Here is a 24,165-nt window from a genome sequence, read left to right on the forward strand (position 1 = left end):
CACCTCAGATTATAAAAGCTAGTTTTAAAAAATCTTCTGAACATTATAGCACGTTTTTCCCATTATGCTAAGCAGGGAAAAGATTCTAATGATAGCTTAAAATCCACTTTTTAGGGTACAATACAGTCACCTAACAGAGAGAGTATCAAGTATCGGAGTGAAGAATGTGGACATTGTTCAGCCAGCTTATATGAAAAGTACATTCGGTTTAGATATCTATTACGAGCACTATCCAAATGAAGGCAAGAAGACATTGATCTTAATTCACGGTCTCTTCTCTTCTACCTTCAGCTATCGAAAGCTCATCCCGCTTCTGAAACAGGACTTCAACTTAATTGCGATTGATCTGCCGCCATTTGGACAGTCCGAGAAGTCGAATACGTTTATTTACAGCTATCGCAACATGGGAAAAATTATTATAGAGCTAGCTGGTTATTTACAGATTCAGCATGCAATTCTAGTGGGCCATTCAATGGGCGGACAAATCGCCTTATACGCTGCTACTGAAAGGCCGGACCTATTTGAAAAGGCGGTTTTATTGTGCAGTTCAGGCTATTTGAATAAGTCAAAAAGATCACTTGTTTACAGCACTTATATTCCTTATTTTTATCTGTATCTAAAAAGAAAACTTTTAAAGCAGGGCATTATGAAAAATTTAACGGCTGTTGTACATGATCATTCCATCATTGATCAAGAGATGGTCGACGGATATTTAAAGCCATTTTCAGATGATCAAATCTTTCGGGGGATATTTCGTTTGATTCGGCACCGGGAAGGAGATTTAACCTCGGACGTTTTAAAGAAAATGGAAACACCCGTGCTGCTCATTTGGGGCGAGGAAGATCGAATCGTTCCCATTCAAATAGGCGAAAGACTGCACAAAGATCTGCCGAATTCGACCTTACATGCATTAAAAAAAACCGGGCACCTCATCCCTGAGGAAAATCCGGTCTTTGTGTCTGATCAAATCGGACATTTCAGCCTGTCTTAGCGTGAACAGGAGCTGCTGTCTCGTATGACAAAAAGCTGATTCGCTATATGCTGACAGCTCTCTATCGGAAGAAGCTGTTCAAATGAGTGATGGTAGATGGCTTGAATCTCTTTTGCTAAAGATAACGGGTCTTCTGCGTCGTATAATGCACTGATGACGTCAGCAGGCTCCGTTTCATAAAAATCCTCTCCATAATGAAAAGGGTCCCATGCCTTAATGAATTGAATCATCTCTTCTACAGCTTGACTATCTTTCATCGGTATCACCGCTTATAATAAATTTTGTGATGTTTATTTTAGCACAACCAAGAATGGTTGAAAAACAGCTAGAGGTGGGTTTCATGAATTTCGACGAACAGATCATACGTAAAGGTTCAAAATCAGTGAAATGGGATCAGGCAGAGTCTTTGTTCCTGACAACAGATGCCCTTCCGATGTGGGTGGCCGATATGGATTTTAAAGCACCGCAGGTCGTCCTTGATGCATTGAAAGAGCGATTAGATCACGGTGTATTTGGCTATGCATTTCAGGATCAGGATACGCAGCAGGCAGTCGCTGGCTGGCTCAAAAGAAGACATGGATGGACAATCCAGACAGATGCCGTCACCTTCACACCAGGAATCGTAACGGCACTTAGTTTTGCTGTTCAAGCCTTTACAGCACCGCACGACGAAGTAGTTATACAGTCACCAGTGTATACACCTTTTTATCAAATGATTGAGCGAAATGGCCGTACAGTCTCAACCAATCCTTTAAAAATAGAAAACAACCGCTATATGATGGATTTTGATGATTTAGAGAAAAAACTGAGCAGACCACAAGCAAAGCTCATGTTCCTTTGCCATCCGCATAATCCGTCCGGAAGAGCATGGTCAAAAGAGGAATTAAAGCGAGTCGGAGACCTATGTGTAAAGCATGGAGTCACAGTCGTTTCAGATGAGATTCACTCGGATTTGATGCTTTACGGGAAGCAGCATGTGCCCTTCGCCAGCCTTTCTGACGACATTGCACATATCACGGTAACGTGTATTGCGCCGAGTAAAACCTTTAATCTAGCGGGGCTTCAGGCATCTGCTATTATCATTTCAGATAAAGAAAAAAGAACCCTTTTCACGAATGAAGTGCAAAGAAACGGACTGTCCAAACTGAATGCCTTTGCGATTCCAGCGATGGAAGCAGCATACCGACACGGGGATGAGTGGCTTGATGCCCTTGTTCTTTATCTCGAAGGCAATATGAAGACGGCGATGGACTATATCGACGAAAATCTTCCAAATATGCGTTATATGAAACCAGATGCTTCTTATTTATTGTGGCTGGACATTCGGGATTATCAATTCAGTCAAGCGGAATTGAAACGGAATCTGCTAAAAAAAGGGAAAGTGATCCTAGAGCTTGGCCACGTGTACGGACACGAAGGAGACGGCTTTATTCGGATGAATCTCGGCTGTCCTGCTGCAACAGTCAGAGAAGGACTGAAACGTCTCCACCAAGCGTTCACGCTATCAGCTGAATAAGACCTATACGATAGAAAGAACATCCTAACGGGTTTCTCAGCGTGTAGACAATCCCTCGCATTCTTTGTCAGTCCTGCGTGCTGGTGCTCACGAATGTCAAATTCGCTCCGCGCCAGTACTCGTCCTTCCTAGACTTCAAAGGTTTTCTATCACGCTGAAAAGAAGACAAAGGGCTAAAATCAAGATCATTTTAGCCCTTTGTCAACAATCTGAGAACATCCTAACGGGTGTTCTTTTTAAAGAAAAAAACCCTCCTTTTATCATATCTACTTTGTACATGAAATGATATAATGAGAGGAATTACAATTATTTACGAGGAGAGCATTTAAATGGAAATGTTCAAGGATTTTCTGCTCCATGTATCTTTTATTCTATTTCCAATCTTTTTATATCATGCGCTATGGTTAAGCCGGACCCCTGCTCATTTCCCAAAAACGAATAAACTGCTCATCACAGTATTCGCATCCATCTCTTCAGCACTATGTATTATGTATCCAGTTGGTTCGATTTTAGATTTGCAGACTGGGCTTCAATCCATTCCCCTTGTACTTGCTATTTTATACGGAGGATATATGGCGGGGATCGTTGCCATCTTGATAAGCATCATTGTCAAATTCGTGATGTACGGCTCTTTCTTATGGATTGGACTTATCGTTGTCCCAATTTACTTTTTTATCCCATTCCTGTTCTACCGAAAATGGCATCAATATTCGAAGCCAAATAAGCTGTTTTACGGAGTGCTTATCGGTTTATCCAAAGGATTCTTTATTTACATTGGACTTTTTGTGGTCAGCTTAATGGCATACAGCCCAGCTTTTATTATGCAGCAAAAGCTCCTTGAGTTATTTTTCTCAACTCTTTACTACATATTCTTTCTTGTGCTCAGTATCTATTCCATTGAATTCGTTAAGGAAAATGCGGAAATGAGATCACAGCTTGTCCAGTCAGAAAAACTGACCATTGTAAGTGAACTTGCTGCAAGCGTTGCCCATGAAGTACGCAATCCGCTGACAGTTGTGAGAGGCTTTATTCAATTGCTCTTTTCGAGTGATAATACAAAAGAACCACCTGCCAATAAAGATTATAAGAATCTCGTTCTGTCCGAGTTAGACCGTGCGCAGGACATTATCACGAGCTATCTTGACATTGCAAAACAAAACTATTATCAAATAGAATCTCTTAATCTCTCTAAATTACTTGAGGAATGTGCATCACTGATGACATCCTATGCGAATTTTAAATCGGTCACAATTCATCAATCCATTGAACCTGATTTATACATTCAAGGGGATGTAACGAAGATCAAGCAAGTCATGATTAATTTAATCAAAAATGCGATAGAAGCGGCTCCTGAACATGAAGGGAAAATAGAACTTTTTGCTTCAAAAGAAAATCATAAGATCTGCCTTTATTTCGTTGATAACGGTGTAGGTATGACAGAAAGCCAAATGAAAAAGCTTGGCGAACCCTATTACACCTTGAAAAATAAAGGGACTGGGCTTGGGCTGACAGTGACTTTTTCTATTATTGAAAATCACCATGGAACCATTCGTTTCAAAAGCTCGCTGCAATCTGGAACAACCGTCACCGTGAAATTTCCTGAAGATACAAGAAGAAAATGATTAATCCATTTTTTTTGTTCTTTTTTCATCTATGCGCTCCTGCTTCTTAGATGCACGAACGATGAGCCGAAAACAAATAAATGCAGCAATAAAGAAAATCACCGTGGTGATAGCCGCTGGGATGTACTCCCTTTTATCTTCAGGAAAATATAGTAGAAAAAGTACGATGAACGACATCATTCGCCATTCCCCCCCTTTTGCTCGTTTACTTCACTATATTGGCTAAAAGAAATGAAATACCTTCCGATAAGAAGGAAATGGAGGAATTTCACATGACAGACATTCAAATTGGACAAGTTGTGAAAGGTTTTTATAAAACAGGTGTATACGTTGGGGAAGTGACAGCAGTGAAACCATCGACCTATCTCGTTCAAGTAAAAGCCGTTCTGACACATCCCACTCAAGGCGACCTGCATCATCCGAAAGAAGCAGACGTGCCTTTTTTCCAAGAGAGGCGGGCTTTGGCCTATAGAGAACAAACAAATATTCCTCATCATATGGTGAAGCCTTATGATGGCGATATACCTGATTATGAAGAGTCACTGAAAGAAGCTGTAGATAAATTGAAACAAGCACTCCGTGCGGATGATTCTAAATGGGCTGAAAAATCAAGAGCGTGCCTATCTTCTCTTGAAAAAGATTATTTTCCAGAAGACGTCCGCTAATCAGCCGAATCAAAAAAATGTGAGAAATCGATCAGCTCACCAATTTTGGTTGTTTGCGGATTTTCCACATAGGCTCTGTCTTTTTCAAAAAGGGTGAACAGCTGATAAGTCGTCATGGCATCATCGAGTGCTTTATGATGCTTACCAGCTCCTTCACTGCCGTATTCCTTTGCCGCTTTTCGAAGCCCTGTCAGTGTACGGTCACCAAAAAAGGTTTTATATTCAAAAGCCAGATCCCTCAGCTTCCCCTTAAAAGGAAAGGTAATATGATTGAGCATACAATTTTGCTTCAGTACCTTCATGTCCATGTTGCCCCACGTAATAATCTCACAATTCTCTCCCCCATCAAGTGACACGAGCTTCTCGATAAACGCCTCAAATGAAATCCCGCTCTCTACATCCTCCTGCGTAATTCCGAGGAAAGATTTACAGCGCTTCGTCAGCTTCGGGAACTTTTTCGGTTTGACGTAACTAGAGAATGTGTCTATGATCGTTTCATCTGCTGCTTTCACTACCCCAGCTTCAATAATTTCAGGAAAAAAGTTTTGTGGATGATATTTTCCATCAGGCATCGTAAATTCAAAATCGACCACAAGCACCGTCTTCTGTTCCACCAGTTTCACCTCACTTTTTCGTCAGCTTTTCATTCTCATACCATTATATTAAGACGGACCTTGAAATCACTTCATTTTCGTGAAAATAATGCAGATTCACTATGCCTAACCTATTCATCTGATGAAAGATCGTTTATTTTCCTTTATAATTATTAAGGAACACGAAATAAATAAAGAAGGTGGTCTCTATCACAAACAGGAAGAAAAACTTGTACATCATGTGGTTTGTGAACTTTTTTGTATCTGCGAGTATTACAATGATCGTCCCTTTTTTATCACTTTACATAGAATCTCTTGATAGCAGCTATTCAAATGAATTTGTTCAAAGATGGAGCGGCTATGTCTTTGGGGTCACGTTTTTAACAGCCTTCCTGATTTCTCCGATTTGGGGGCGGATTGGCGACCGGCATGGCTATAAAAAGATATTATTAATTAACGGTATTGGCATCGCCACAAGTATTCTATTAATGGGGCTTGTGCACACCGTGTATCAGCTATTTGCACTAAGGCTCTTCATGGGGCTTGTCACAGGCTTTATCTCGACTTCAATGGCACTGATTTCTGCACAGACTGAAAAGGCAACTGCTGGTAAAACCCTTGGAACGATGCAGATGAGTAATGTCGCCGGAGGATTGTTTGGTCCGTTAATGGGCGGATTCATGGCAGACAGCGTCGGATTTATTTATACGTTTTTCCTCACAGCGGCTGTCATTTATGTGTCAGCTATTGTGATTATCTTCGGAGTAAAGGAACAGCCGATCCGGTCAAAAGAAGCAAAGCGAGTTTCTTACTCACGGAAGGATGTACTCATTCACATTTTCAAACAGCCTTTGCTTGTGGTCACGATGCTTTTAACGTTTATTACGCAGGTAGGGAACTTTAGCATACAGCCGCTTTTGGCTTTATACATTCATGATTTACATGGTCCTGTCAATCTCGCTTTTTATGCGGGGCTTGCTTTTTCTGCAACTGGACTTGGCAATTTGCTGTTCACGCGAAAATGGGGGGATCTCGGAGATCGAATTGGTCACGACAAGGTGCTGCTTGCCCTTCTCATCCTCTCCTCTATTTTATTCATCCCGCAAGCGATGGCGGATTCATACGTCATGTTAGTCATTTTCCGTTTCCTATACGGGATGGCACTTGGCGGAATTATTCCGTGTACGACGGCGTATATCCGGATCAAAGCACCTGCTTCTATGCAAGGGGAAGTGCTCGGATATAATGTCAGCTTCCGTTTTCTTGGGAATGTCGTCGGTCCGGTGATCGGCGGCATTGTGGCGAGTCATTACGGGATTCCAGCTGTCTTTTATGTCACTGCCGGCATTTTTCTGTTTGGTGCGTTATTTTTATGGGCGGTCCGCTCGCATGCGAAGACGAATGAAAGGAGTGTCTGATCATCTTCAGATACTCTTTTTTCTTGCGTAAAAGCCTTATTCACTAGACTTCACGCCCATTCTTTTCTAAAAATAACCTTCTCGTATTCGCAAAAGAATGGTACGATATGGCTAGAAAATTGAAGAAAGTGAGTGACCTCATGTTTCGTGCAATTATTGGTTGGTTATTACTTGCTGCCCTCATCCCATTATTTGTTCTGACTTTTTATCTATCAAAGGAAGAAGCTGCAAGTGTAAAGCCTGTTAACGAAGTGCTTGATCAAAAAATCAAGCTGGAAAAGATAGATTTTTCCCAAAACAGTTATATGTATGACCGGGATGGTTCTCTTATCTCCGAGATCGTCTCAAATGATGAGAACCGGGTGTTCGTGAAATACGATAAAATCCCTGAACCTGTGAAGGAGCTGTTCCTTCGTTCAGAGGACCGCAACTTTTATGACCATAAGGGAATTGACTTTATGGGGGTTGTTCGTGCCCTTGCTGCAAATGTTAAAAACCATGGCATCAGCCAAGGAGCGAGTACGATCACACAGCAGCTGTCCCGCAACTTATATTTAAGCCATGAACGTTCATTCAGCCGAAAGTTTACAGAGCTGCTCTATTCCTATGAACTTGAACGGAAATTCTCGAAGGATGAAATTCTCGAAAGCTATTTAAATACGATTTATTTCAGTAATGGTGTTTACGGTGTCGGTTCTGCGGCTAATTACTATTTTGATAAGCCGCTTAGTTCTTTAACACTTGCACAAATGGCATTTATCTCTGCTATTCCAAACAACCCAACACTGTATGACCCATTAAAGCAGTTCAAGCACACAAAGAAACGCCAAGAACGACTGCTTGGTATTTTGAAGAAAGATGGCGTCATCACCAAAAAGCAATACAAAAAAGCCGTCAAAGAAAAAATCAGCCTTTCTTTAAGTGAAAAGAAAAACCTATACCCTGATTATGTGACATATGCCAATGAAGAGTTTACCGATCTTGTGTCTGATCAGGAGGGCTTTACAAAACGATTGAAGAAAGCCAAAACAACTGAAGCGAAAAAGGCGATTCAAAAAGAATTATCTGAAAAGGTCAGTGCCCTGCTCCAGGATGGTGTGAAAATTTATACGGCGCTTGATCCTTCCTTACAGCAAAGAGCCGTCTATCAGCTCAATGCTCAATTGCCTTACCAAGGTGTGGAAGGCGGATCAGCCGTCATTAATCATGAAACGCATCAAATTGTTGCACTTGCTGGCGGGAAAAACTATAAGAAATTTGATTTTAACTACGCTTATCAAGCGCAAAGACAGCCTGGTTCTGCAATTAAACCGCTTTTAGACTATGCACCTTATATTGATCAAACCGGCGCAACGGCTTCAAGCACCATCAGTGCCGGCAAGTTTTGCAGCAGCGGATACTGTCCGCAGAACTATAATCATAAAACGTATGGTACAGTCACACTTGAAACAGCCTTTAAACATTCTTACAATACCCCTGCGATCCGAATGCTGGATACAGTAGGTGTCAAAAAAGGCTTCAGCTATTTAGAGAAGTTCTCATTTGAGCATATTGTAGCGGATGATTACCGCCTTCCTTCTGCACTTGGCGGATTTACGAAAGGCTTCTCACCGCTAGAAATAACAGATGCATATACCGTCTTTGGCAACCAAGGAGCCTACACACAAAGTCATTCGATCACAAAAGTGACAGACTTAAACGGTAAGACCCTTTACAAGTGGAAAGAGTCGCCAAAGCAAGTATATTCTCAGCGTACAAATGAAACGATGCGTAAGCTGCTTACCTCCGTTGTGAAAAGTGGGACAGGGAAAAAAGCGAATTTCAATGCCCCTTACATCGGTGGTAAAACAGGGACATCCAATGACTACAAAGATATTTGGTTTGTGGGACTGACAGATCAGTACACAATGGGTGTCTGGGTCGGAAGAGATAGAGGAACGGTCGAATCGATTTACAATTCAAGCCCGCACTTACGTATTTGGAAAAATACGATGCAATACGCCAGATAAACAGGAGGTTTGATTGCGATGCATTCAACACATCCACCCCATTTAATTTTATTTGACGGTGTCTGCAACGTGTGCAGCGGCGCTGTTCAGTTTGTGATTAAGCGCGATCCGAATGAACGGATGATGTTCGCTTCATTACAATCAGATACAGGGCAGCGTATTTTAAAGGAAAACGGTTTGCCTTTAGATGAGTTCAATTCATTCATTTATATCGAAAAAGGGACCCTGTATACGAAATCGACAGGCATCTTAAAAGCCGCGCGGCATTTAAAAGGAATCTACAGATGGAGCTTTTTACTCCTTGCCATACCTCGCCCAATCCGTGATTGGTTTTATCAGCTGATGGCAAAAAATCGCTATAAATGGTTTGGTCAAAAAACATCTTGTATGATGCCTACACCCGATATTCAAAAGCGGTTTCTTTCATAAAAAAAGCATCCTCCATCATTGGAGGATGCTTTCTTTGTCTGCTTATGAAGGCAGACTTGCCATCACACTGTTATAAAGCTTAATAAATAAGTACAAAATACCGATCAAAAACGTCGCCCAAAACAGCAGAATAAACATCATAAACCCAATCAAATTCAGCATAGAAAGCGATTGATAAATGCGAACCACAACCCAGATAAAATAGACAAGACTTGCTAATGCAAAAAGTCCAACAAGCAGAATGAGCTGCTGCGTCAACAGAAATGCAAGTAAGCTGGCAAATAAATAAACAACGGATGCAATCCGAATTTTCTTTAAGTTCTCCCCTTCAGGGTCCTTAGCGAAAAAGAGCAGCGCCAGCTCTAATACCGTATCTGCAATCAGTTTTAAGGCAGATAAGATCATAAAATAAACAAGTGCAAAAGCAGCAAAGAGAGCAAGACGAATGCCCTGTTCAGAGAAAAATTCAAGCATTCCTTTTAAAATGCCTGCTTGAGTCAAGAAATCAGTCGTGATACCTACTGTGAAAATCGAAAAAGCAGAGCTGAATAGTAAAATTGAAATCAGCGGAAAATATCCAGTCAAATATGTATTTTTCATAAATAGATCCTTTCTCATAAGCTCACATTTATTATGGCTCACTTAAAACGGATTGACAAGATGCTTTCAAAGTAAACTGACAGCAAAATCAAATTTATGATTTTGCACGTACATTCCTTCACAAACTTACATTTTCCCGTTAAAGTATTACTGTTACGAAAAAATCGTGCGTTAGGGGTATACTCGTGAAAAAAACTTTAAGACTGCAAACACGGCTGACGATCTTTGTGTGCATCGTTGTCCTGATCTCCCTTTGTATCACATTCTTTACGATATGGTCGGAAACAGCCAAGAACATCCATCAGCAGGAACGTGACATTGCTCTCTCTACTGCCAAAATGGTCGCAGAGGCACCGATCACCGCACAATCATTAGAAAATCATTCATATTCCGCATTACGAAAATATACAACAAGTGTTCAGCAAATCACCAAAACCGAATTCGTTGTCGTCATGGATATGAACGGTATCCGCAAAACACACCCGAATCCGCAGAAGATTGGAAAGCGGTTTGCCGGCGGTGATGAAAAAGCAGCATTACAGGGGAAAGAACATATTAGTACGGCTTCTGGAACACTCGGCAGATCCATGCGTGCTTTTGTTCCTGTTTATGATCAAAATGGAAAGCAGCTTGGGGCTGTGGCCGTCGGGATTACGTTAAAGGAAATTGACTTGATTATTCATCAAAGCTTACTTCCACTCTACTTCGTCACATCACTCAGCCTTCTATCTGGCATCATCGGGGCACTCATTGTGGCAAGAAAAGTGAAGAAGATTATGTTTGGACTTGAACCGGATGAGATCGCCACATTGTTAAAAGAACGAAGTGCCATGCTAGAATCAACAAAAGAAGGGATTCTTGCCGTCGATCAGCACGGTAAAATCAAACTGGCCAATGCAGAGGCAAAACGGCTCTTTCATAATATGGGCATTATGGTTGATCCTAGAGAACAAGATGTTCAAACTCTCCTCCCTTCAAGCGGCTTAAAACAGGTCATTGAAACACGCAAGCCGCTGCTTGATCGTGACGTGAGAATGAATGGACTGGAGCTCGTCTTTAATGAAGTGCCAATTACGGTAAAAGGTGAAATTGTCGGAGCCATCGCCACCTTCCGTGACAAAACAGAAGTGAAACATCTGGCTGAACAGCTTAGCGGGGTCAAAATGTATGCGAATGCGCTCCGTGCCCAGTCACATGAATTTATGAACAAGCTGCATGTCATTTTAGGATTGGTTCAGCTCAAAAACTACGATGATCTTGGCACCTATATCAAAGATATTGCGATCTATCAGCAAACGGAAACAAATGAAATCATCAACCATGTAAAAAACTCTGTTTTAGCAGGATTTTTACTAGGAAAACAAAGCTATATCAGGGAACAAGGCGCTGCCTTGGAGGTTATTTGCAGCACACAAGTGCCAAATACGGAGGACCCGGCAGTGACGCATGATCTCATTACCGTGATTGGCAACTTGTTAAATAACGCACTCGATGCTGTTTCACATACTGACACGAAAAACATCTCGATCTCCTTCAGATACATCCATGAGCAGCTTCACATTGAAATCACGGACACAGGTGTTGGTCTCACGAAAGAAGAACAAGACATCATGTTTGATCAAGGCTTTTCAACTAAAGGAGAAGACCGAGGGTTCGGACTCTACTTCGTTGACCAAAGCATCAAGAAATTGAACGGACATATGATTGTCACGAGTGAAAAAGGAGAAGGAACGACCTTTAGTCTCCGCATTCCATATAAACAAAAGGAGGATTCACATGATTAATGTGTTAATAGTAGAAGATGATCCAATGGTTGGGGAGCTGAACAAACGCTACCTGACCCAAATCGACGGCTTTGAGTTAAAGGGGATTGCCACCTCCTTTCAGCAGGCACTTGAAGTGTTAAAAACAGAAGTCATACACCTCGTCCTGCTCGATATTTATATGCCTGGTCAAAATGGACTGGCATTACTAACAGAAATTCGCCAGCAAAATCATGCCGTTGATGTCATTGTCATTTCGGCTGCAAATGAAGTCGATGTTGTACAGCAAACGATGCGAAACGGAGCAGTTGATTATTTAATTAAGCCTTTTGAGTTCGAACGATTCCAATCAGCACTGGCAGAGTACAAACGGAAACACGCCCTGTATCAATCCATGAACAGCATTTCGCAAAATGATTTAGATGCGAAGCTTTTTCATAAAAAAGCAGAGGCGGAAAAAGTCCTCTTGCCAAAAGGACTGACCAAAAGCACACTTAAACTCATCTGGACAAGCATTCAATCATTTGGCCAGCAGGCTTTCACAACTGAAGACCTAGCCAATCATACAGAAATCTCTCAAGTCTCCATTAGAAAATACTTGAAGTTCCTTGAGGATATCGAAGTGGTGGATGTTGAAATGGCATATGGGACAATTGGACGTCCTGTTTTCCAATATAAACTGAACACGAGCAATATGAATTTGATTCAGCAATATCTTTAAAATACTACATCTGACCTTTCACAAAGGCCAGATGTTTTTTTATGGCATACGATGTAACAAACCCCTTGATATCAGTAGTTCTGCTGTAGCGGAGCACATCACAAAAGCGGCATTATATCATATTTCAGCAGATAAAAAGACATCAAATAAAGCCATTTAACATTTTTTTAAAAATAAAACAAATTTCTATTTATTTATTCGATCGGAAATGATAAATTATGATTGATTAGTTCAACGAGATATAAGTCTGATGTCTTACATCTTCTCTCCTGCCCTCCATAAGTTTCATGAGAAAGCAGGATAAAATACCCTCTTCAGAAGGGTGAGAAGTGATAGTTCGGTCTTTTTTCGCGAGACTTTTCTGAAACTTTTAAATTTTATAGGGGGTTATGTTTTGAAGAAGCGCAAAATTGGACTAGCATTGTCCTTAGTCGTAGCAGCAGGAACCATCCTTGGAGCATGCGGCAACTCTGGCTCAAACAGCGGTGAAAGCAAAAAAGATAAAGATCAATTCACTGTTGCAATGGTAACTGATGTCGGTGGTGTCGATGACAAATCGTTTAACCAATCAGCTTGGGAAGGTTTACAAGCATTTGGGAAAGACAACAATCTAAAAAAAGGTAAAAACGGCTTTGATTACTTACAATCTAAATCAGATGCTGACTATACAACAAACTTAAACACACTTGCTCGTGAGAAATTCGACTTGATTTACGGAATTGGTTTCTTAATGGAAGATGCTATTTCTGAAATTGCGGATCAACGTAAGAAAAACCACTTTGCGATCGTTGATGCAGTCGTGAAAAAAGACAACGTAGCCAGCATTGTATTTAACGAAAACGAAGGATCATTCCTTGTGGGTGTTGCGGCTGCTCTTTCTACAAAATCAAACAAAATTGGATTCGTAGGCGGCGTTGATTCTGAATTAGTCAGAAAATTCGAAGTTGGCTTCCGCGCAGGTGTTGAAGCAGCTAATCCGAAAGCAAAAGTTGAAGTGAAATATGCCGGTGCATTCGATAAGGCTGACATCGGGAAAGCAACAGCTGAAAGCATGTACAAATCTGGCGTCGACATCATCTATCATGCTGCTGGCGGCACTGGAACTGGTGTCTTCACAGAAGCGAAAAACCTGAAAAAAGCAGATCCTAACCGTAAAGTTTGGGTTATCGGTGTAGATAAAGACCAGTATGACGAAGGAAAAGTACCTGGAACAAAACAAAGTGTCACCCTTACTTCTATGGTTAAGAAAGTAGACACAGCGGTACAAGACTTAACAACGAAAGCAAAAGAAGGTAAGTTCCCTGGCGGCGAAGTGATCACATACGGTCTGAAAGAAGGCGCTCTTGACATCTCTCCATCTAAGGAAAACCTTGATAAAGATGTATTAAAGAAAGTTGAAGAATGGAAACAAAAAATCATCAAGGGTGAAGTGAAAATCCCTGCAACACGTGATGAACTAAAAGATTTTAAAGCTTAATTTGAGCAGCGGGATAAGCGCGCCTTATCCCCTTGCCTCTCCTTTACCTCCTCTTTATTCGTAAAAGGTGGTAAAAGAAAAGCTGCAGCCTCGTTTTGCAGCTTTTCTTTTGCTAGTTTTTATCTTCATCAGCACCCTAAAAAAGGAGCGGTTAAACCTGTGGATTATGTCATTGAAATGTTGAATATACGCAAAGAATTCCCTGGCATTGTAGCAAACGACAACATTACGCTGCAGCTAAAAAAGGGCGAAATTCATGCGCTGCTTGGTGAAAACGGCGCTGGAAAATCAACGCTCATGAACGTGCTTTTCGGACTGTACCAGCCTGAAAAAGGTGAAATCAAGGTACACGGAAAACCTGTGACCATCTCTAGTCCAAATGATGCTAGTGATTTAGGCATCGGAATGGTGCATCAGCACTTTATGCTTGTCGATACCTTCACTGTCGCTGAAAACATCATTTTAGGTAAAGAGCCCAGGAAGTTTGGAAAGATTGACAAAGAACAAGCCATACAGCAAGTACAAGAGCTTTCTGACCGCTATGGTTTGAAAATAGATCCTGCCGCAAAAGTATCTGACATCTCTGTCGGCATGCAGCAGCGTGCAGAAATCTTAAAAACACTTTACCGCGGCGCTGACATTTTGATCTTCGACGAACCAACGGCCGTTTTAACACCTCAAGAAATCAAAGAACTCATACAAATTATGAAAAACTTAATCAATGAAGGCAAATCCATTATTTTAATCACCCATAAGCTGAAAGAAATTATGGATGCCTGTCATCGCGTGACCATTATCCGAAAAGGCCAAGGCATTCGTACACTTGATGTGGCAAGCACAAATAAAGATGAACTTGCAAGCCTCATGGTTGGTCGTGAAGTGTCATTTAAAACAGATAAAAAAGCTGCTTCTCCAGCTGAGGAAGTTCTTCAAATTCAAGACCTCACAGTAAAAGACGCCAGAGGAATTGAAGCCGTCAAACAGTTGAACCTCTCAGTGAAGGCTGGCGAAATTGTCGGAATTGCTGGGGTAGATGGCAATGGCCAGTCTGAATTAATTGAAGCCATTACCGGTCTAAAGAAATCAGAATCTGGCACGATCATGCTAAACGGGAAAGCCATTCAAAATCTCCCGCCTCGTAAAGTGACCGAATCCGGGATTGGACATATTCCTCAGGATCGTCATAAACATGGACTTGTACTCGATTTTTCAATTGGAGAAAACATTTCCTTACAAACGTATTATCAGCGTCCGTATTCAAAATTCGGCTTATTGAATATGAAAAAGATTTATCAAAAAGCAAAACGAATCATTGCGGAATATGACGTCAGAACACCGAGTGAATATACAGAAGCGCGCGCTCTGTCAGGCGGTAACCAGCAAAAAGCCATTATCGGCCGTGAAGTTGACCGCAATCCTGATTTATTAATTGCCGCTCAGCCGACACGTGGACTTGATGTTGGTGCGATTGAATTTGTTCATAAACGTCTAATCGAGCAAAGAGACGCAGGCAAAGCCGTTTTGCTCATCTCCTTTGAGCTTGATGAAATTATCAATGTCAGTGATAAGATCGCTGTTATTTTCGAAGGCAGCATTGTCGCCATTGTTGATCCAAAAGAAACAACAGAGCAAGAGCTTGGTCTATTAATGGCTGGAAGTACGCAACAGGAAGTGGGGAAAGAAGCAAATGTCTAATCGCTTAACAAATCTGCTGATTCCGCTTATAGCCATTGTACTTGGTCTTTTGGTTGGGGCCATTATTATGATGGCAAGCGGTTATAGTGTCACCGAAGGCTATAGCGCCCTTTGGAATGGCGTTTTCGGTGAAACCTATTATATGGGAGAAACCATCAGGCAAGTGACACCTTATATTTTATCAGGGCTTGCTGTTGCCTTTGCATTTCGGACAGGCCTGTTTAATATCGGTGTAGAAGGTCAAATGCTTGTTGGCTGGGTAGCTGCTGTATGGATTGGAACAACAGTCCATGCACCTATGTATATTCATCTGCCGCTTGCACTCATCACCGCAGCTGCTGCAGGTGCTTTATGGGGCTTTATTCCTGGATTTTTAAAAGCTCGTTTTTATGTGCATGAGGTCATCGTTACTATCATGATGAACTACATCGCCCTTCATGTCACAAACTATTTAATCTCAAATGTCTTAACAGATAATAAAGATAAAACAGATAAAATTGATGCCACTGCGTCGCTCCGCTCTGGATTTTTTGAGCAGATCACTGATTTTTCCCGAATGCATAACGGTATTTTTGTTGCCATTATTGCTGCGGTCGTAATGTGGATCATTATTCAAAAAACGTCTAAAGGGTTTGAATTACGAGCAGTTGGTATGAACCAGCAGGCATCACATTATGCTGGTATGAACGTTCGCCGCAATATCATTTATGCGATGCTCATTTCAGGTGCTTTTGCAGGTCTTGCAGGCGCTATGGAAGGTCTTGGTACATTTGAATATGCTTCTATTAAAGGCTCGTTTACAGGCGTAGGTTTTGATGGAATTGCAGTCGCTTTATTAGGTGGAAATACGGCTGTTGGTGTTGTCCTTGCTGCATTATTGCTTGGTGGATTGAAGGTCGGTGCATTAAATATGCCGCTTGAATCAGGCGTACCGACTGAGGTTGTTGATATTGTCATTGCGATCATCATTCTTTTCGTCGCCTCAAGCTATATTATCCGTCTTGTGATTCAACAAATGAAGAAAAAGGGGGGAAAATAAGTGGGATTTCTGCAAATACTTGAAATCATCGTCCCAGCTACACTTGTTTATGCTGCACCACTTATTTTAACCGCTCTTGGAGGCGTCTTTTCAGAAAGATCAGGTGTCGTCAATATCGGTCTTGAAGGGTTGATGGTCGTCGGAGCATTTTCAAGCATTATTTTTAACTTATTTTTTGCTGATACGTTTGGAGCCTTGACCCCGTGGCTTGGGCTTCTCGTCGGAATGGCCGTTGGCGGTTTGTTCTCACTGATTCATGCAGTGGCGACCATTACCTTCCGAGCTGATCAAACGGTCAGTGGTGTGGCCATTAACATGCTGGCACTTGGCGCAACATTGTTTGTCGTCAAACTGATTTATGGGAAAGCACAAACTGATAAAATTACAGAGCCTTTCTATAAAGGAGATATCCCCCTTTTAAGTGACATTCCGATCATTGGTGATATTTTCTTTAAAGATGTTTATTATACGTCTATACTCGCCTTAGCTCTTGCGGTTGTTGCTTGGTTTGTTTTATTTAAAATGCCGTTTGGTCTTCGTCTTCGTGCAGTCGGAGAGCACCCAATGGCAGCTGATACAATGGGTATCAAAGTGTATCGGATGCGTTATATCGCTGTTTTCATTAGTGGACTGTTTGGCGGTCTTGGCGGAGCTGTTTATGCCTCAACGATCGCGCTTGATTTCTCACATGCCACCATTACTGGACAAGGCTTCATCGCACTAGCTGCGCTTGTATTCGGTAAATGGCATCCATTTGGCGCAATGGGCGCTGCTTTATTCTTTGGATTTGCTCAAAGTTTAAGCATCATTGGCTCTCTCCTGCCACTGTTCCAAGATATACCGAATGTGTATATGCTCATAGCACCATATGTGCTCACCATTTTAGCACTTACTGGCTTCATCGGACGTGCCGATGCACCGAAAGCACTTGGTACGCCTTATCTAAAAGGAAAACGATAAATACGATGTATGATCAATCCCCTGAAGGACAAACTATCTTCAGGGGATTTTTGTATGATAAAAAACTCAAAAATTCCTGTTTATTTTACTTTTATTACACTTATTTTAGTTTAATAAATAGAAGAGTGTCATTGAATCTTCTACAATTGAGACAAATAGCATTTGGGGGTGTTTATGTGGCTAATGCACAACAATTGAAATCGATTACAGACGATTCTGACAATAATAAAAGCGTTTTCCGTAAGATCATGTCTTGGAAAATTGGTATTATTGATCTACCTGTGTATTTAGTACTTGCAGCGATTATTTTAACTGCCGCTTATTTTAATAAAATTCCAGCAAATATGCTTGGTGGTTTCGCTGTTATTATGATTTTGGGGATTTTCCTTGGAGATGTAGGACAACGTATTCCAATCTTAAAAGATATTGGTGGACCGGCGATTCTTTCTTTATTCGTACCATCGTTCCTGGTCTTTTTTAATGTTCTGAATCCGAACTCATTGGAAGCGGTTACGTCTCTTATGAAAACGTCGAACTTCCTTTACTTCTATATTTCTGCTCTTGTAGTAGGTAGTATTCTTGGGATGCAGCGAACTGTTTTAGTACAAGGCCTTATTCGTATGTTTGTTCCTCTAGTTGCAGGTACAATTGCAGCTGTGAGTGCTGGTATCCTTGTTGGCCTTTTAGTTGGTTACACACCGCATCATTCATTCTTCTTTATTATTGTACCGATTATTGCCGGTGGTGTTGGTGAAGGGATTTTGCCATTATCTATCGCTTATTCACAAATTCTTGATGTGTCAGCAGAGTCATTAATTTCTCAATTAATTCCTGCGGCTGTCATTGGGAACGTCATTGCCATTATCTGTGCTGGCGCAATGAAAAAGCTTGGTGAGAAACGTCCTGAACTGAACGGGAATGGCCGTCTTGTGAAATCTAAAGAAGCAAACGAAATTTTCGAGCAGCCAGATATGGATGCAAAAGTTGATTTCGGGTTAATGGGTGCTGGTGTACTCGTTGCTTGTACAACCTTCATCTTTGGTGGTTTGTTAGAAAGCTTTGTTCATATTCCAGGTCCAATCTTAATGATTGTTCTTGCTGCTTTAATCAAATACTTAAACGTGATGCCTCAGCATCTTCAAAATGGCTCACAGCAGTTCTACAAGTTTGTATCAAGAAGTTTTACATGGCCGCTAATGGTTGGTCTCGGTATTCTGTACATTCCACTTGATGATGTAGCAACTGTCATCTCCATTCCATTCGTATGCGTATGTATCGCTGTTGTACTCGCAATGGTTGGTTCTGGTTACTTCGTTGGAAAACTAATGAACATGTATCCAGTAGAATCAGCTATTGTCACTGGCTGTCACAGCGGACTTGGCGGTACTGGTGACGTTGCCATTCTTTCAGCTTCTGGAAGAATGGGTCTTATGCCTTTCGCACAAGTATCTACACGGCTTGGCGGAGCAGCAACAGTCATCTGTGCAACGATCTTACTCAGAATGTTTAGTTAAACATTCACACATAAAAAGCATGGGCTCTCACATGGACCCATGCTTTTTTTATATTTCTTTTCTCCTATAGGATCTTATTCATCAGCTAATACAATTCGTAAATATTCCCTGGGCTGAAAAGGATACAGCTTGGTTTCTTGATAGCTCATGTGAAGAAGATGCTCAGAAAACAGCGGCCATTCACTCCCGGCCTGCCACCTTTTTTGATCATTTCGGTCGATCAAGAATGCTCCTCCTAAAATCGTGCAGAATAGGCTTAAGCTGATGGCGATCTTTCGTTTCATTTGATCAGCTCCTTTAAGAAAAGCATGTACGAAAAACAAAACAATATACAATGAGTATCATTTTTGATAAAATTATTTTGTGGTCAAAAGAACCTAAAACAAATACAGTTTGCTTGAAATCGTTTCAAACCAATGCACTATGGCTGTATTTACGCTATAATTTTAATTACCAGTTCTTTAGAACGTGAATTTATATTGATCAAAGGAGGTTCATTTTCTTGCAGCTTATTCACTTCGCCATCCTATCACCTTTTTTACTCGCTTTTGTTGTACCTTTCCTTTACAAATATGTGAGACGTATACATACAGGATGGTTTGTTCTCATCTTGCCGATTCTTTTATTTACCTATTTCATCCAAATGTTACATATCACTTCGAATGGACGAACGCTTTTCTCACAGGCTGAATGGATTCCATCTTTAGGGATGAATTTCACTGTGTATGTCGATGGTCTCAGCCTGTTATTTGCTTTATTAATTACAGGTATCGGCTCACTAGTGGTGCTGTACAGTATTTTCTACTTATCAAAGGAAAAAGAACAGCTTGGCTCTTTCTACACGTATTTGCTCATGTTTATGACCGCGATGCTGGGTGTCGTTCTTTCTGACAACATGGTCGTTCTATACTTGTTTTGGGAGTTAACGAGTATCTCTTCCTTCCTCTTAATTGGGTATTGGTATAAGCGGGACCGCTCTAGGTATGGAGCAACGAAATCACTGCTTATTACTGTTTTTGGCGGATTAGCTATGCTTGGCGGCTTCATCCTCATTTACCTGATTACTGATTCATTCAGTATTCGTGAAGCAGTGAATCAGCTTCAGCTCATTATGGCATCACCTTACTTTATCCCTGCCATGATCCTAATCTTACTAGGTGCCTTTACGAAATCAGCGCAGTTCCCATTCTATATCTGGCTGCCTGATGCAATGGAAGCACCGACCCCTGTGAGCAGTTATCTGCATTCTGCTACGATGGTGAAAGCCGGTATTTATCTTGTTGCCCGCTTCAGTCCAATCTTTGCTATATCAGAGGTATGGTTCTGGACCATTTCCATCGTGGGACTTGTCACATTATTCTGGGGATCATTCCACGCCGTCCGGCAAAACGATTTGAAAGCCATTCTGGCCTATTCGACAGTGAGTCAGCTCGGCATGATTATGCTCATGCTTGGCGTCGGCGCAGCTGCGATTCATGAAAACAATCCTGCCTTTTTTGGCGCAGCCGTTCTTGCAGCTATTTTTCACCTCATTAACCATGCTACGTTTAAAGGCAGTCTCTTTATGGCAGCTGGTATTATCGATCATGAAACAGGAACTCGTGACATTCGGAAATTAGGCGGATTAATGACGATCATGCCGATTACCTTCACCATTACGTTAATCGGTACATTTTCAATGGCCGGATTACCGCCATTTAACGGTTTCTTAAGTAAAGAGCTATTTTTCACAAGTATGATACGGATTTCCGATATCAGCTTTACGGACGTTTCAACATGGGGTGCCATCTTCCCAGCACTCGCTTGGCTCGCTAGTGTCTTTACGTTCATTTATAGTATGATGCTCCTCTTTAAAACTTTTAGAGGCCGTCTGAATATAGACCAATTGGAGAAAAAACCGCATGAAGCACCGATCGGCATGCTCATTCCGCCCATCATTCTAGCTGCACTTGTGGTCACCTTCTTCTTTTTCCCTAATATTCTTGCCTATTCTGTCATTGAACCCGCAATTGCGGCGATCATTCCTGAAGCGATTGAAACAGGAAGCCGGTTTTCTGTAAAAATTGAAGCATGGCATGGCTTCCAGCCAGAACTCTATATGACAATAGGTGTTGTTGTACTCGGCACAATCGGCTACTTGACGCTTTCAAAATGGCGTCCAATATACAACATCTTTAAGGAAAAATGGTCATTTAACGCTTTATACGACCGCTCTCTTATCGGTTTGGAAAAAGGTTCATACCGCCTGACAAACAGTTATATGACTGGTTTTCTTCGTGACTATCTTGTCTATGTGTTTGGGTTCATGATTATCGTCATTGGCGGCGTGATGTTTTATCAGCAGGCCTTTTCATTTCAAACAGATCAGGCTGCCTCAATTGGCACGTATGAGGTGATTCTTTCACTTGTGATGGTGGCGGCGACGATTGCCACAGTATTCGCAAGCTCACGATTAACAGCTATTATTGCTCTAGGTGTCATGGGCTACACGCTGTCACTATTCTTCGTGATTTTCAGAGCACCTGACCTTGCGCTGACGCAGTTGATTATTGAAACGATTTCAGTCGCACTGTTTTTGCTTTGCTTCTATCATTTGCCGAAGCTGAGCTTAAAGCAAAAAACGAGAAGATTCAAAATGACCAATTTCATCATTTCTTTAGGTGTTGGGGTTGTTGTCACTTGTCTAGCCTTCGCTTCCACAAGTCAGCAGTCACTTGACACCATCTCAACTTACTTTATTGAAAACAGCTACAAACTTGCTGGCGGTGACAATATTGTCAATGTCATTCTTGTAGATTTCAGGGGCTTTGATACCCTTTTTGAAATTACCGTGCTCGCCATTGCGGCACTTGGTATTTATGGGTTATTAAAAACACAAGTAAAACGGAAGAGAGGTGTGCGGCGATGAGAAAGATTGATACGAATGATATGCTTTTGCAAGTCACAACAAAAATCACAGCATTCATCATCTTGCTTTTCTCCCTTCACCTATTTCTTGCAGGACATAACAATCCTGGCGGCGGATTCATTGGCGGCCTGATGAGTGCTGCGGCTGTCGTTCTTCTGCTTTTAGCCTATGATCTGAAAACAGTAAGACGCATTTTGCCATTTGACTTTATTTATGTAACTGGAGCCGGTTTGCTCGTTGCGATCCTGACAGGTATGGGATCCTTTCTATTCGGTGCACCTTTTCTATCCCATGCATTTGATTATTTCCAATTACCGTTTTTAGGAAAAACAGAACTAGCGACAGCCGTCCTGTTTGATATCGGTGTGTATTTGGTTGTTGTCGGTGTCACCATGACCATTATTCAAATGATTGGAGAGAAGGAATAATGGAATTTCTAATGTCTATTATCGTCGGAATTATTTTTATGGCGGCGACCTATTTGATGCTGTCAAAGAGCCTTCTGCGGGTCATCGTCGGTACTGCTGTTTTGAGTCACGGCGTCCACTTGCTTCTTTTAACAATGGGCGGTTTAAAAAAAGGAGCGCCTCCCGTTCTAAAAGAGGGGCTCACATCCTATGTAGATCCATTACCACAAGCATTAATTTTAACAGCCATTGTCATTGCTTTTGGTGTGACATCCTTATTACTTGTCATGGCCTTCCGTGCCTTCCAAGAGCTGCGAACAGATGACATGGATCAAATGAGAGGAAATGATCAGCATGAATAATCTCGTGATCCTGCCTATTTTAATTCCATTACTAGCTGCTACACTGTTGATCTTTATGAATAAAAACATCATGCTGTCAAGAGTCTTTAGTGTCTTGGCATCTCTTTCAGCCATTATATGTAATGCATATTTGGTTCAAACGATTTTCACAAATGGGATACAAACCCTTTATTTGGGCGGCTGGAAAGCACCATTTGGGATTGCCCTTGTGGCCGATCAATTTGCTGCACTCCTTGTACTGACCGCTTCCGTTGTCGGGCTTGTGACAGTCCTCTTCTCCTTTCAAACGATTGGAAAAGAAAGAGAGCGTCTCTTCTATTATTCTGGCGTACAGTTTTTGTTAGCTGGCGTGAGCGGAGCCTTTTTAACGGGAGATATTTTCAACCTGTTTGTATTCTTTGAATTACTGCTGATGGCATCTTATATGCTTATTGTATTAGGCGGATCAAAGCCTCAGCTTCGTGAATCACTCAAATATATTGTGTTTAATATCATCTCGTCGGCATTATTTATTGTCGGAGTCGCCTGTTTATATGCAGTGACGGGTACACTCAATATGGCTGATTTAAGTGTGAAAATAGCTGAATCAGGGCAAACAGGGCTAATCACTGTTATTTCCATCCTGTTCCTCATTGTATTCGGCTTAAAAGCTGGGATCTTCCCGCTTTATTTCTGGCTGCCAGGATCGTATCACGCGCCGCCAGCAGCGATTTCAGCTCTATTTGGGGCTTTGCTGACAAAGGTTGGCTTATATGCGATAGCCAGAGTCTTTACATTAATTTTTATACACGATACAGGCTTCACCCATACACTCATGGCGTGGCTTGCCGCACTGACGGTGATATTCGGTGTGATAGGCTCGATCGCCTATTCTGATGTGCAGAAGATCGTGATTTATAACATTGTCACAGCTGTTGGGGTCATTTTGTTTGGATTTGCAGCCAACACACCTGCATCACTCCAAGGTGCCATTTATTATCTCATTCACGACATGGTGATCAAAGGGGCTTTATTTATGCTGGCAGGTGCCCTCTTTGTGTATGCTGGTACAAATCAACTGAAAAAAATGGGCGGACTGATTCAATCCCAGCCTCTATTAGGATGGATGTTCTTCATATCGGCTTTATCGCTTGCAGGAATTCCGCCGCTGAGTGGCTTTGTTGGAAAACTAAAAATTGTGGAAGGTGGATTTTCTGCTGGACACATGACGTTTTCTATCCTGGTCTTACTGTCCAGTCTTCTTGTCCTCTACTCTATTATGAAGATTTTCATGTCCGCATTTTGGGGCGAGGAACAGGATATGCGAAGAAGAAAGCCGTCAATTAAAGGAATGGTGTACCCTGGCGTACTGCTTGTCGTCTTATCGCTTGCCATTGGGTTAGGGACAGAGTTCATTGCCCCTTATATCAATCAAGCAGCGGAAATGCTCTCTACACCAGAAAAATATATTCAAGCTGTGCTGAAGGAGTAGATGAA

General features: G+C 41.6%; 23 protein-coding genes. 18 read left to right on the plus strand and 5 right to left on the minus strand.

The genetic code is table 11. The annotated features are described in order from the left end of the window. Nucleotides 1-166 precede the first annotated feature (166 nt). The gene (locus tag NSS80_RS15550) at nt 167-991 is read left to right on the plus strand and encodes an alpha/beta hydrolase (RefSeq protein WP_024425926.1); all 825 of its coding nucleotides are present in this window, start codon (nt 167-169) and stop codon (nt 989-991) included. Here NSS80_RS15550 and NSS80_RS15555 read toward each other — a convergent pair. After that, on the minus strand, nt 988-1,248 hold the full coding sequence (locus tag NSS80_RS15555; RefSeq protein WP_024423298.1) for a YugE family protein: 261 nt from the start codon (nt 1,246-1,248) through the stop codon (nt 988-990). The genes NSS80_RS15550 and NSS80_RS15555 overlap by 4 nt on opposite strands. Nucleotides 1,249-1,331: 83 nt before the next feature. Between NSS80_RS15555 and NSS80_RS15560 the strand changes: the two genes are divergently transcribed. Next, nucleotides 1,332-2,507 carry a MalY/PatB family protein gene (locus NSS80_RS15560; RefSeq protein WP_317221866.1) on the plus strand — a complete coding sequence of 392 codons (1,176 nt, stop codon included), beginning with the start codon at nt 1,332-1,334 and terminating at the stop codon, nt 2,505-2,507. A gap of 329 nt (nt 2,508-2,836) precedes the next feature. Further along, nucleotides 2,837-4,129 (plus strand): HAMP domain-containing sensor histidine kinase, encoded by a 1,293-nt coding sequence (locus NSS80_RS15565; protein ID WP_025094194.1) that lies wholly within the window; start codon nt 2,837-2,839, stop codon nt 4,127-4,129. Here NSS80_RS15565 and NSS80_RS15570 read toward each other — a convergent pair whose 3' ends face one another. Then, nucleotides 4,130-4,309 carry a hypothetical protein gene (locus NSS80_RS15570; protein WP_034282549.1) on the minus strand — a complete coding sequence of 60 codons (180 nt, stop codon included), beginning with the start codon at nt 4,307-4,309 and terminating at the stop codon, nt 4,130-4,132. A gap of 92 nt (nt 4,310-4,401) precedes the next feature. Between NSS80_RS15570 and NSS80_RS15575 the strand changes: the two genes are divergently transcribed. Next, the gene (locus NSS80_RS15575; protein WP_025094193.1) at nt 4,402-4,794 is read left to right on the plus strand and encodes a kinase-associated lipoprotein B; all 393 of its coding nucleotides are present in this window, start codon (nt 4,402-4,404) and stop codon (nt 4,792-4,794) included. Here the strand turns inward: NSS80_RS15575 and kapD are convergent. Beyond that, entirely contained in the window at nt 4,791-5,408 is a 618-nt protein-coding gene (kapD, locus tag NSS80_RS15580) for a 3'-5' exonuclease KapD (RefSeq protein WP_046313361.1), read from the minus strand. The two genes, NSS80_RS15575 and kapD, sit on opposite strands and share 4 nt — an antisense overlap. Before the next feature lie 218 nt (nt 5,409-5,626). On the opposite strand from kapD, the gene NSS80_RS15585 reads away from it, so the two are divergent. The 3 genes from NSS80_RS15585 (at nt 5,627) to NSS80_RS15595 (ending at nt 9,243) form a co-directional block, all read left to right on the plus strand. Next, on the plus strand, nt 5,627-6,805 hold the full coding sequence (locus NSS80_RS15585) for an MFS transporter (RefSeq protein WP_029707381.1): 1,179 nt from the start codon (nt 5,627-5,629) through the stop codon (nt 6,803-6,805). A 107-nt stretch (nt 6,806-6,912) separates the two neighbouring features. Beyond that, nucleotides 6,913-8,814 (plus strand): transglycosylase domain-containing protein, encoded by a 1,902-nt coding sequence (locus NSS80_RS15590; protein WP_046313357.1) that lies wholly within the window; start codon nt 6,913-6,915, stop codon nt 8,812-8,814. Nucleotides 8,815-8,832: 18 nt separating this feature from the next. Beyond that, complete coding sequence (locus tag NSS80_RS15595) at nt 8,833-9,243, plus strand: thiol-disulfide oxidoreductase DCC family protein (protein ID WP_024425932.1); 411 nt, start codon at nt 8,833-8,835, stop codon at nt 9,241-9,243. Between the two features lie 42 nt (nt 9,244-9,285). On the opposite strand, the gene NSS80_RS15600 is transcribed toward NSS80_RS15595, so the two are convergent. Then, a complete protein-coding gene (locus NSS80_RS15600) occupies nt 9,286-9,843 on the minus strand; it encodes a YufK family protein (protein ID WP_024423305.1) in 558 nt (185 codons plus the stop codon). Between the two features lie 185 nt (nt 9,844-10,028). Here NSS80_RS15600 and malK point away from each other — a divergent pair, with 185 nt between their 5' ends. The 7 genes from malK (at nt 10,029) to NSS80_RS15635 (ending at nt 19,012) form a co-directional block, all read left to right on the plus strand. Continuing rightward, a complete protein-coding gene (gene malK / locus NSS80_RS15605; protein ID WP_046313355.1) occupies nt 10,029-11,627 on the plus strand; it encodes a malate sensor histidine kinase MalK in 1,599 nt (532 codons plus the stop codon). Next, a complete protein-coding gene (locus NSS80_RS15610; RefSeq protein ID WP_024423307.1) occupies nt 11,620-12,327 on the plus strand; it encodes a response regulator in 708 nt (235 codons plus the stop codon). Before malK ends, NSS80_RS15610 begins: the two co-directional genes overlap by 8 nt. A 394-nt stretch (nt 12,328-12,721) precedes the next feature. Next, nucleotides 12,722-13,804, plus strand: a complete 1,083-nt coding sequence (locus NSS80_RS15615) for a BMP family protein (RefSeq protein ID WP_024425935.1) — start codon at nt 12,722-12,724, stop codon at nt 13,802-13,804. Between the two features lie 159 nt (nt 13,805-13,963). After that, nucleotides 13,964-15,499, plus strand: a complete 1,536-nt coding sequence (locus tag NSS80_RS15620) for an ABC transporter ATP-binding protein (protein ID WP_317221865.1) — start codon at nt 13,964-13,966, stop codon at nt 15,497-15,499. Further along, a complete protein-coding gene (locus tag NSS80_RS15625) occupies nt 15,492-16,538 on the plus strand; it encodes an ABC transporter permease (protein ID WP_317221864.1) in 1,047 nt (348 codons plus the stop codon). The genes NSS80_RS15620 and NSS80_RS15625 overlap by 8 nt, the downstream gene beginning before the upstream one ends. Beyond that, nucleotides 16,539-17,498, plus strand: a complete 960-nt coding sequence (locus tag NSS80_RS15630) for an ABC transporter permease (RefSeq protein WP_024423311.1) — start codon at nt 16,539-16,541, stop codon at nt 17,496-17,498. It begins immediately after the preceding gene. A gap of 176 nt (nt 17,499-17,674) precedes the next feature. Then, nucleotides 17,675-19,012, plus strand: a complete 1,338-nt coding sequence (locus NSS80_RS15635) for a 2-hydroxycarboxylate transporter family protein (protein ID WP_342498338.1) — start codon at nt 17,675-17,677, stop codon at nt 19,010-19,012. A gap of 74 nt (nt 19,013-19,086) precedes the next feature. Here the strand turns inward: NSS80_RS15635 and NSS80_RS15640 are convergent, their stop codons facing one another. Beyond that, nucleotides 19,087-19,296 carry a hypothetical protein gene (locus NSS80_RS15640; protein ID WP_024423313.1) on the minus strand — a complete coding sequence of 70 codons (210 nt, stop codon included), beginning with the start codon at nt 19,294-19,296 and terminating at the stop codon, nt 19,087-19,089. A 218-nt stretch (nt 19,297-19,514) separates the two neighbouring features. Between NSS80_RS15640 and NSS80_RS15645 the strand changes: the two genes are divergently transcribed. From NSS80_RS15645 to NSS80_RS15660, 4 genes are read left to right on the plus strand one after another with little or no spacing between them, the layout of a single operon-like run. Beyond that, the gene (locus tag NSS80_RS15645; protein ID WP_034282561.1) at nt 19,515-21,920 is read left to right on the plus strand and encodes a Na+/H+ antiporter subunit A; all 2,406 of its coding nucleotides are present in this window, start codon (nt 19,515-19,517) and stop codon (nt 21,918-21,920) included. Continuing rightward, nucleotides 21,917-22,348 carry a Na(+)/H(+) antiporter subunit B gene (locus NSS80_RS15650; RefSeq protein ID WP_024423315.1) on the plus strand — a complete coding sequence of 144 codons (432 nt, stop codon included), beginning with the start codon at nt 21,917-21,919 and terminating at the stop codon, nt 22,346-22,348. The genes NSS80_RS15645 and NSS80_RS15650 overlap by 4 nt, the downstream gene beginning before the upstream one ends. Further along, a complete protein-coding gene (locus tag NSS80_RS15655; protein WP_024423316.1) occupies nt 22,348-22,689 on the plus strand; it encodes a Na(+)/H(+) antiporter subunit C in 342 nt (113 codons plus the stop codon). The genes NSS80_RS15650 and NSS80_RS15655 overlap by 1 nt, the downstream gene beginning before the upstream one ends. Beyond that, complete coding sequence (locus tag NSS80_RS15660; protein ID WP_024425940.1) at nt 22,682-24,160, plus strand: Na+/H+ antiporter subunit D; 1,479 nt, start codon at nt 22,682-22,684, stop codon at nt 24,158-24,160. The genes NSS80_RS15655 and NSS80_RS15660 overlap by 8 nt, the downstream gene beginning before the upstream one ends. Nucleotides 24,161-24,165: the final 5 nt, after the last annotated feature.

It is taken from the genome of Bacillus sp. FSL M8-0350 (genome assembly GCF_038593345.1).
GTDB classification, from domain to species: Bacteria; Bacillota; Bacilli; order Bacillales; family Bacillaceae; genus Bacillus; species Bacillus safensis.

Coding starts and splice junctions, on each gene's coding strand:
- NSS80_RS15555 (WP_024423298.1), bottom strand. CDS start 1,248: ATGAAAGATAGTCAAGCTGTAGAAGAGATGATTCAATTCATTAAGGCA.
- NSS80_RS15560 (WP_317221866.1), top strand. CDS start 1,332: ATGAATTTCGACGAACAGATCATACGTAAAGGTTCAAAATCAGTGAAA.
- NSS80_RS15565 (WP_025094194.1), top strand. CDS start 2,837: ATGGAAATGTTCAAGGATTTTCTGCTCCATGTATCTTTTATTCTATTT.
- NSS80_RS15570 (WP_034282549.1), bottom strand. CDS start 4,309: ATGATGTCGTTCATCGTACTTTTTCTACTATATTTTCCTGAAGATAAA.
- NSS80_RS15575 (WP_025094193.1), top strand. CDS start 4,402: ATGACAGACATTCAAATTGGACAAGTTGTGAAAGGTTTTTATAAAACA.
- NSS80_RS15585 (WP_029707381.1), top strand. CDS start 5,627: ATGTGGTTTGTGAACTTTTTTGTATCTGCGAGTATTACAATGATCGTC.
- NSS80_RS15590 (WP_046313357.1), top strand. CDS start 6,913: ATGGCTAGAAAATTGAAGAAAGTGAGTGACCTCATGTTTCGTGCAATT.
- NSS80_RS15595 (WP_024425932.1), top strand. CDS start 8,833: ATGCATTCAACACATCCACCCCATTTAATTTTATTTGACGGTGTCTGC.
- NSS80_RS15600 (WP_024423305.1), bottom strand. CDS start 9,843: ATGAAAAATACATATTTGACTGGATATTTTCCGCTGATTTCAATTTTA.
- NSS80_RS15610 (WP_024423307.1), top strand. CDS start 11,620: ATGATTAATGTGTTAATAGTAGAAGATGATCCAATGGTTGGGGAGCTG.
- NSS80_RS15625 (WP_317221864.1), top strand. CDS start 15,492: ATGTCTAATCGCTTAACAAATCTGCTGATTCCGCTTATAGCCATTGTA.
- NSS80_RS15640 (WP_024423313.1), bottom strand. CDS start 19,296: ATGAAACGAAAGATCGCCATCAGCTTAAGCCTATTCTGCACGATTTTA.
- NSS80_RS15650 (WP_024423315.1), top strand. CDS start 21,917: ATGAGAAAGATTGATACGAATGATATGCTTTTGCAAGTCACAACAAAA.
- NSS80_RS15655 (WP_024423316.1), top strand. CDS start 22,348: ATGGAATTTCTAATGTCTATTATCGTCGGAATTATTTTTATGGCGGCG.
- NSS80_RS15660 (WP_024425940.1), top strand. CDS start 22,682: ATGAATAATCTCGTGATCCTGCCTATTTTAATTCCATTACTAGCTGCT.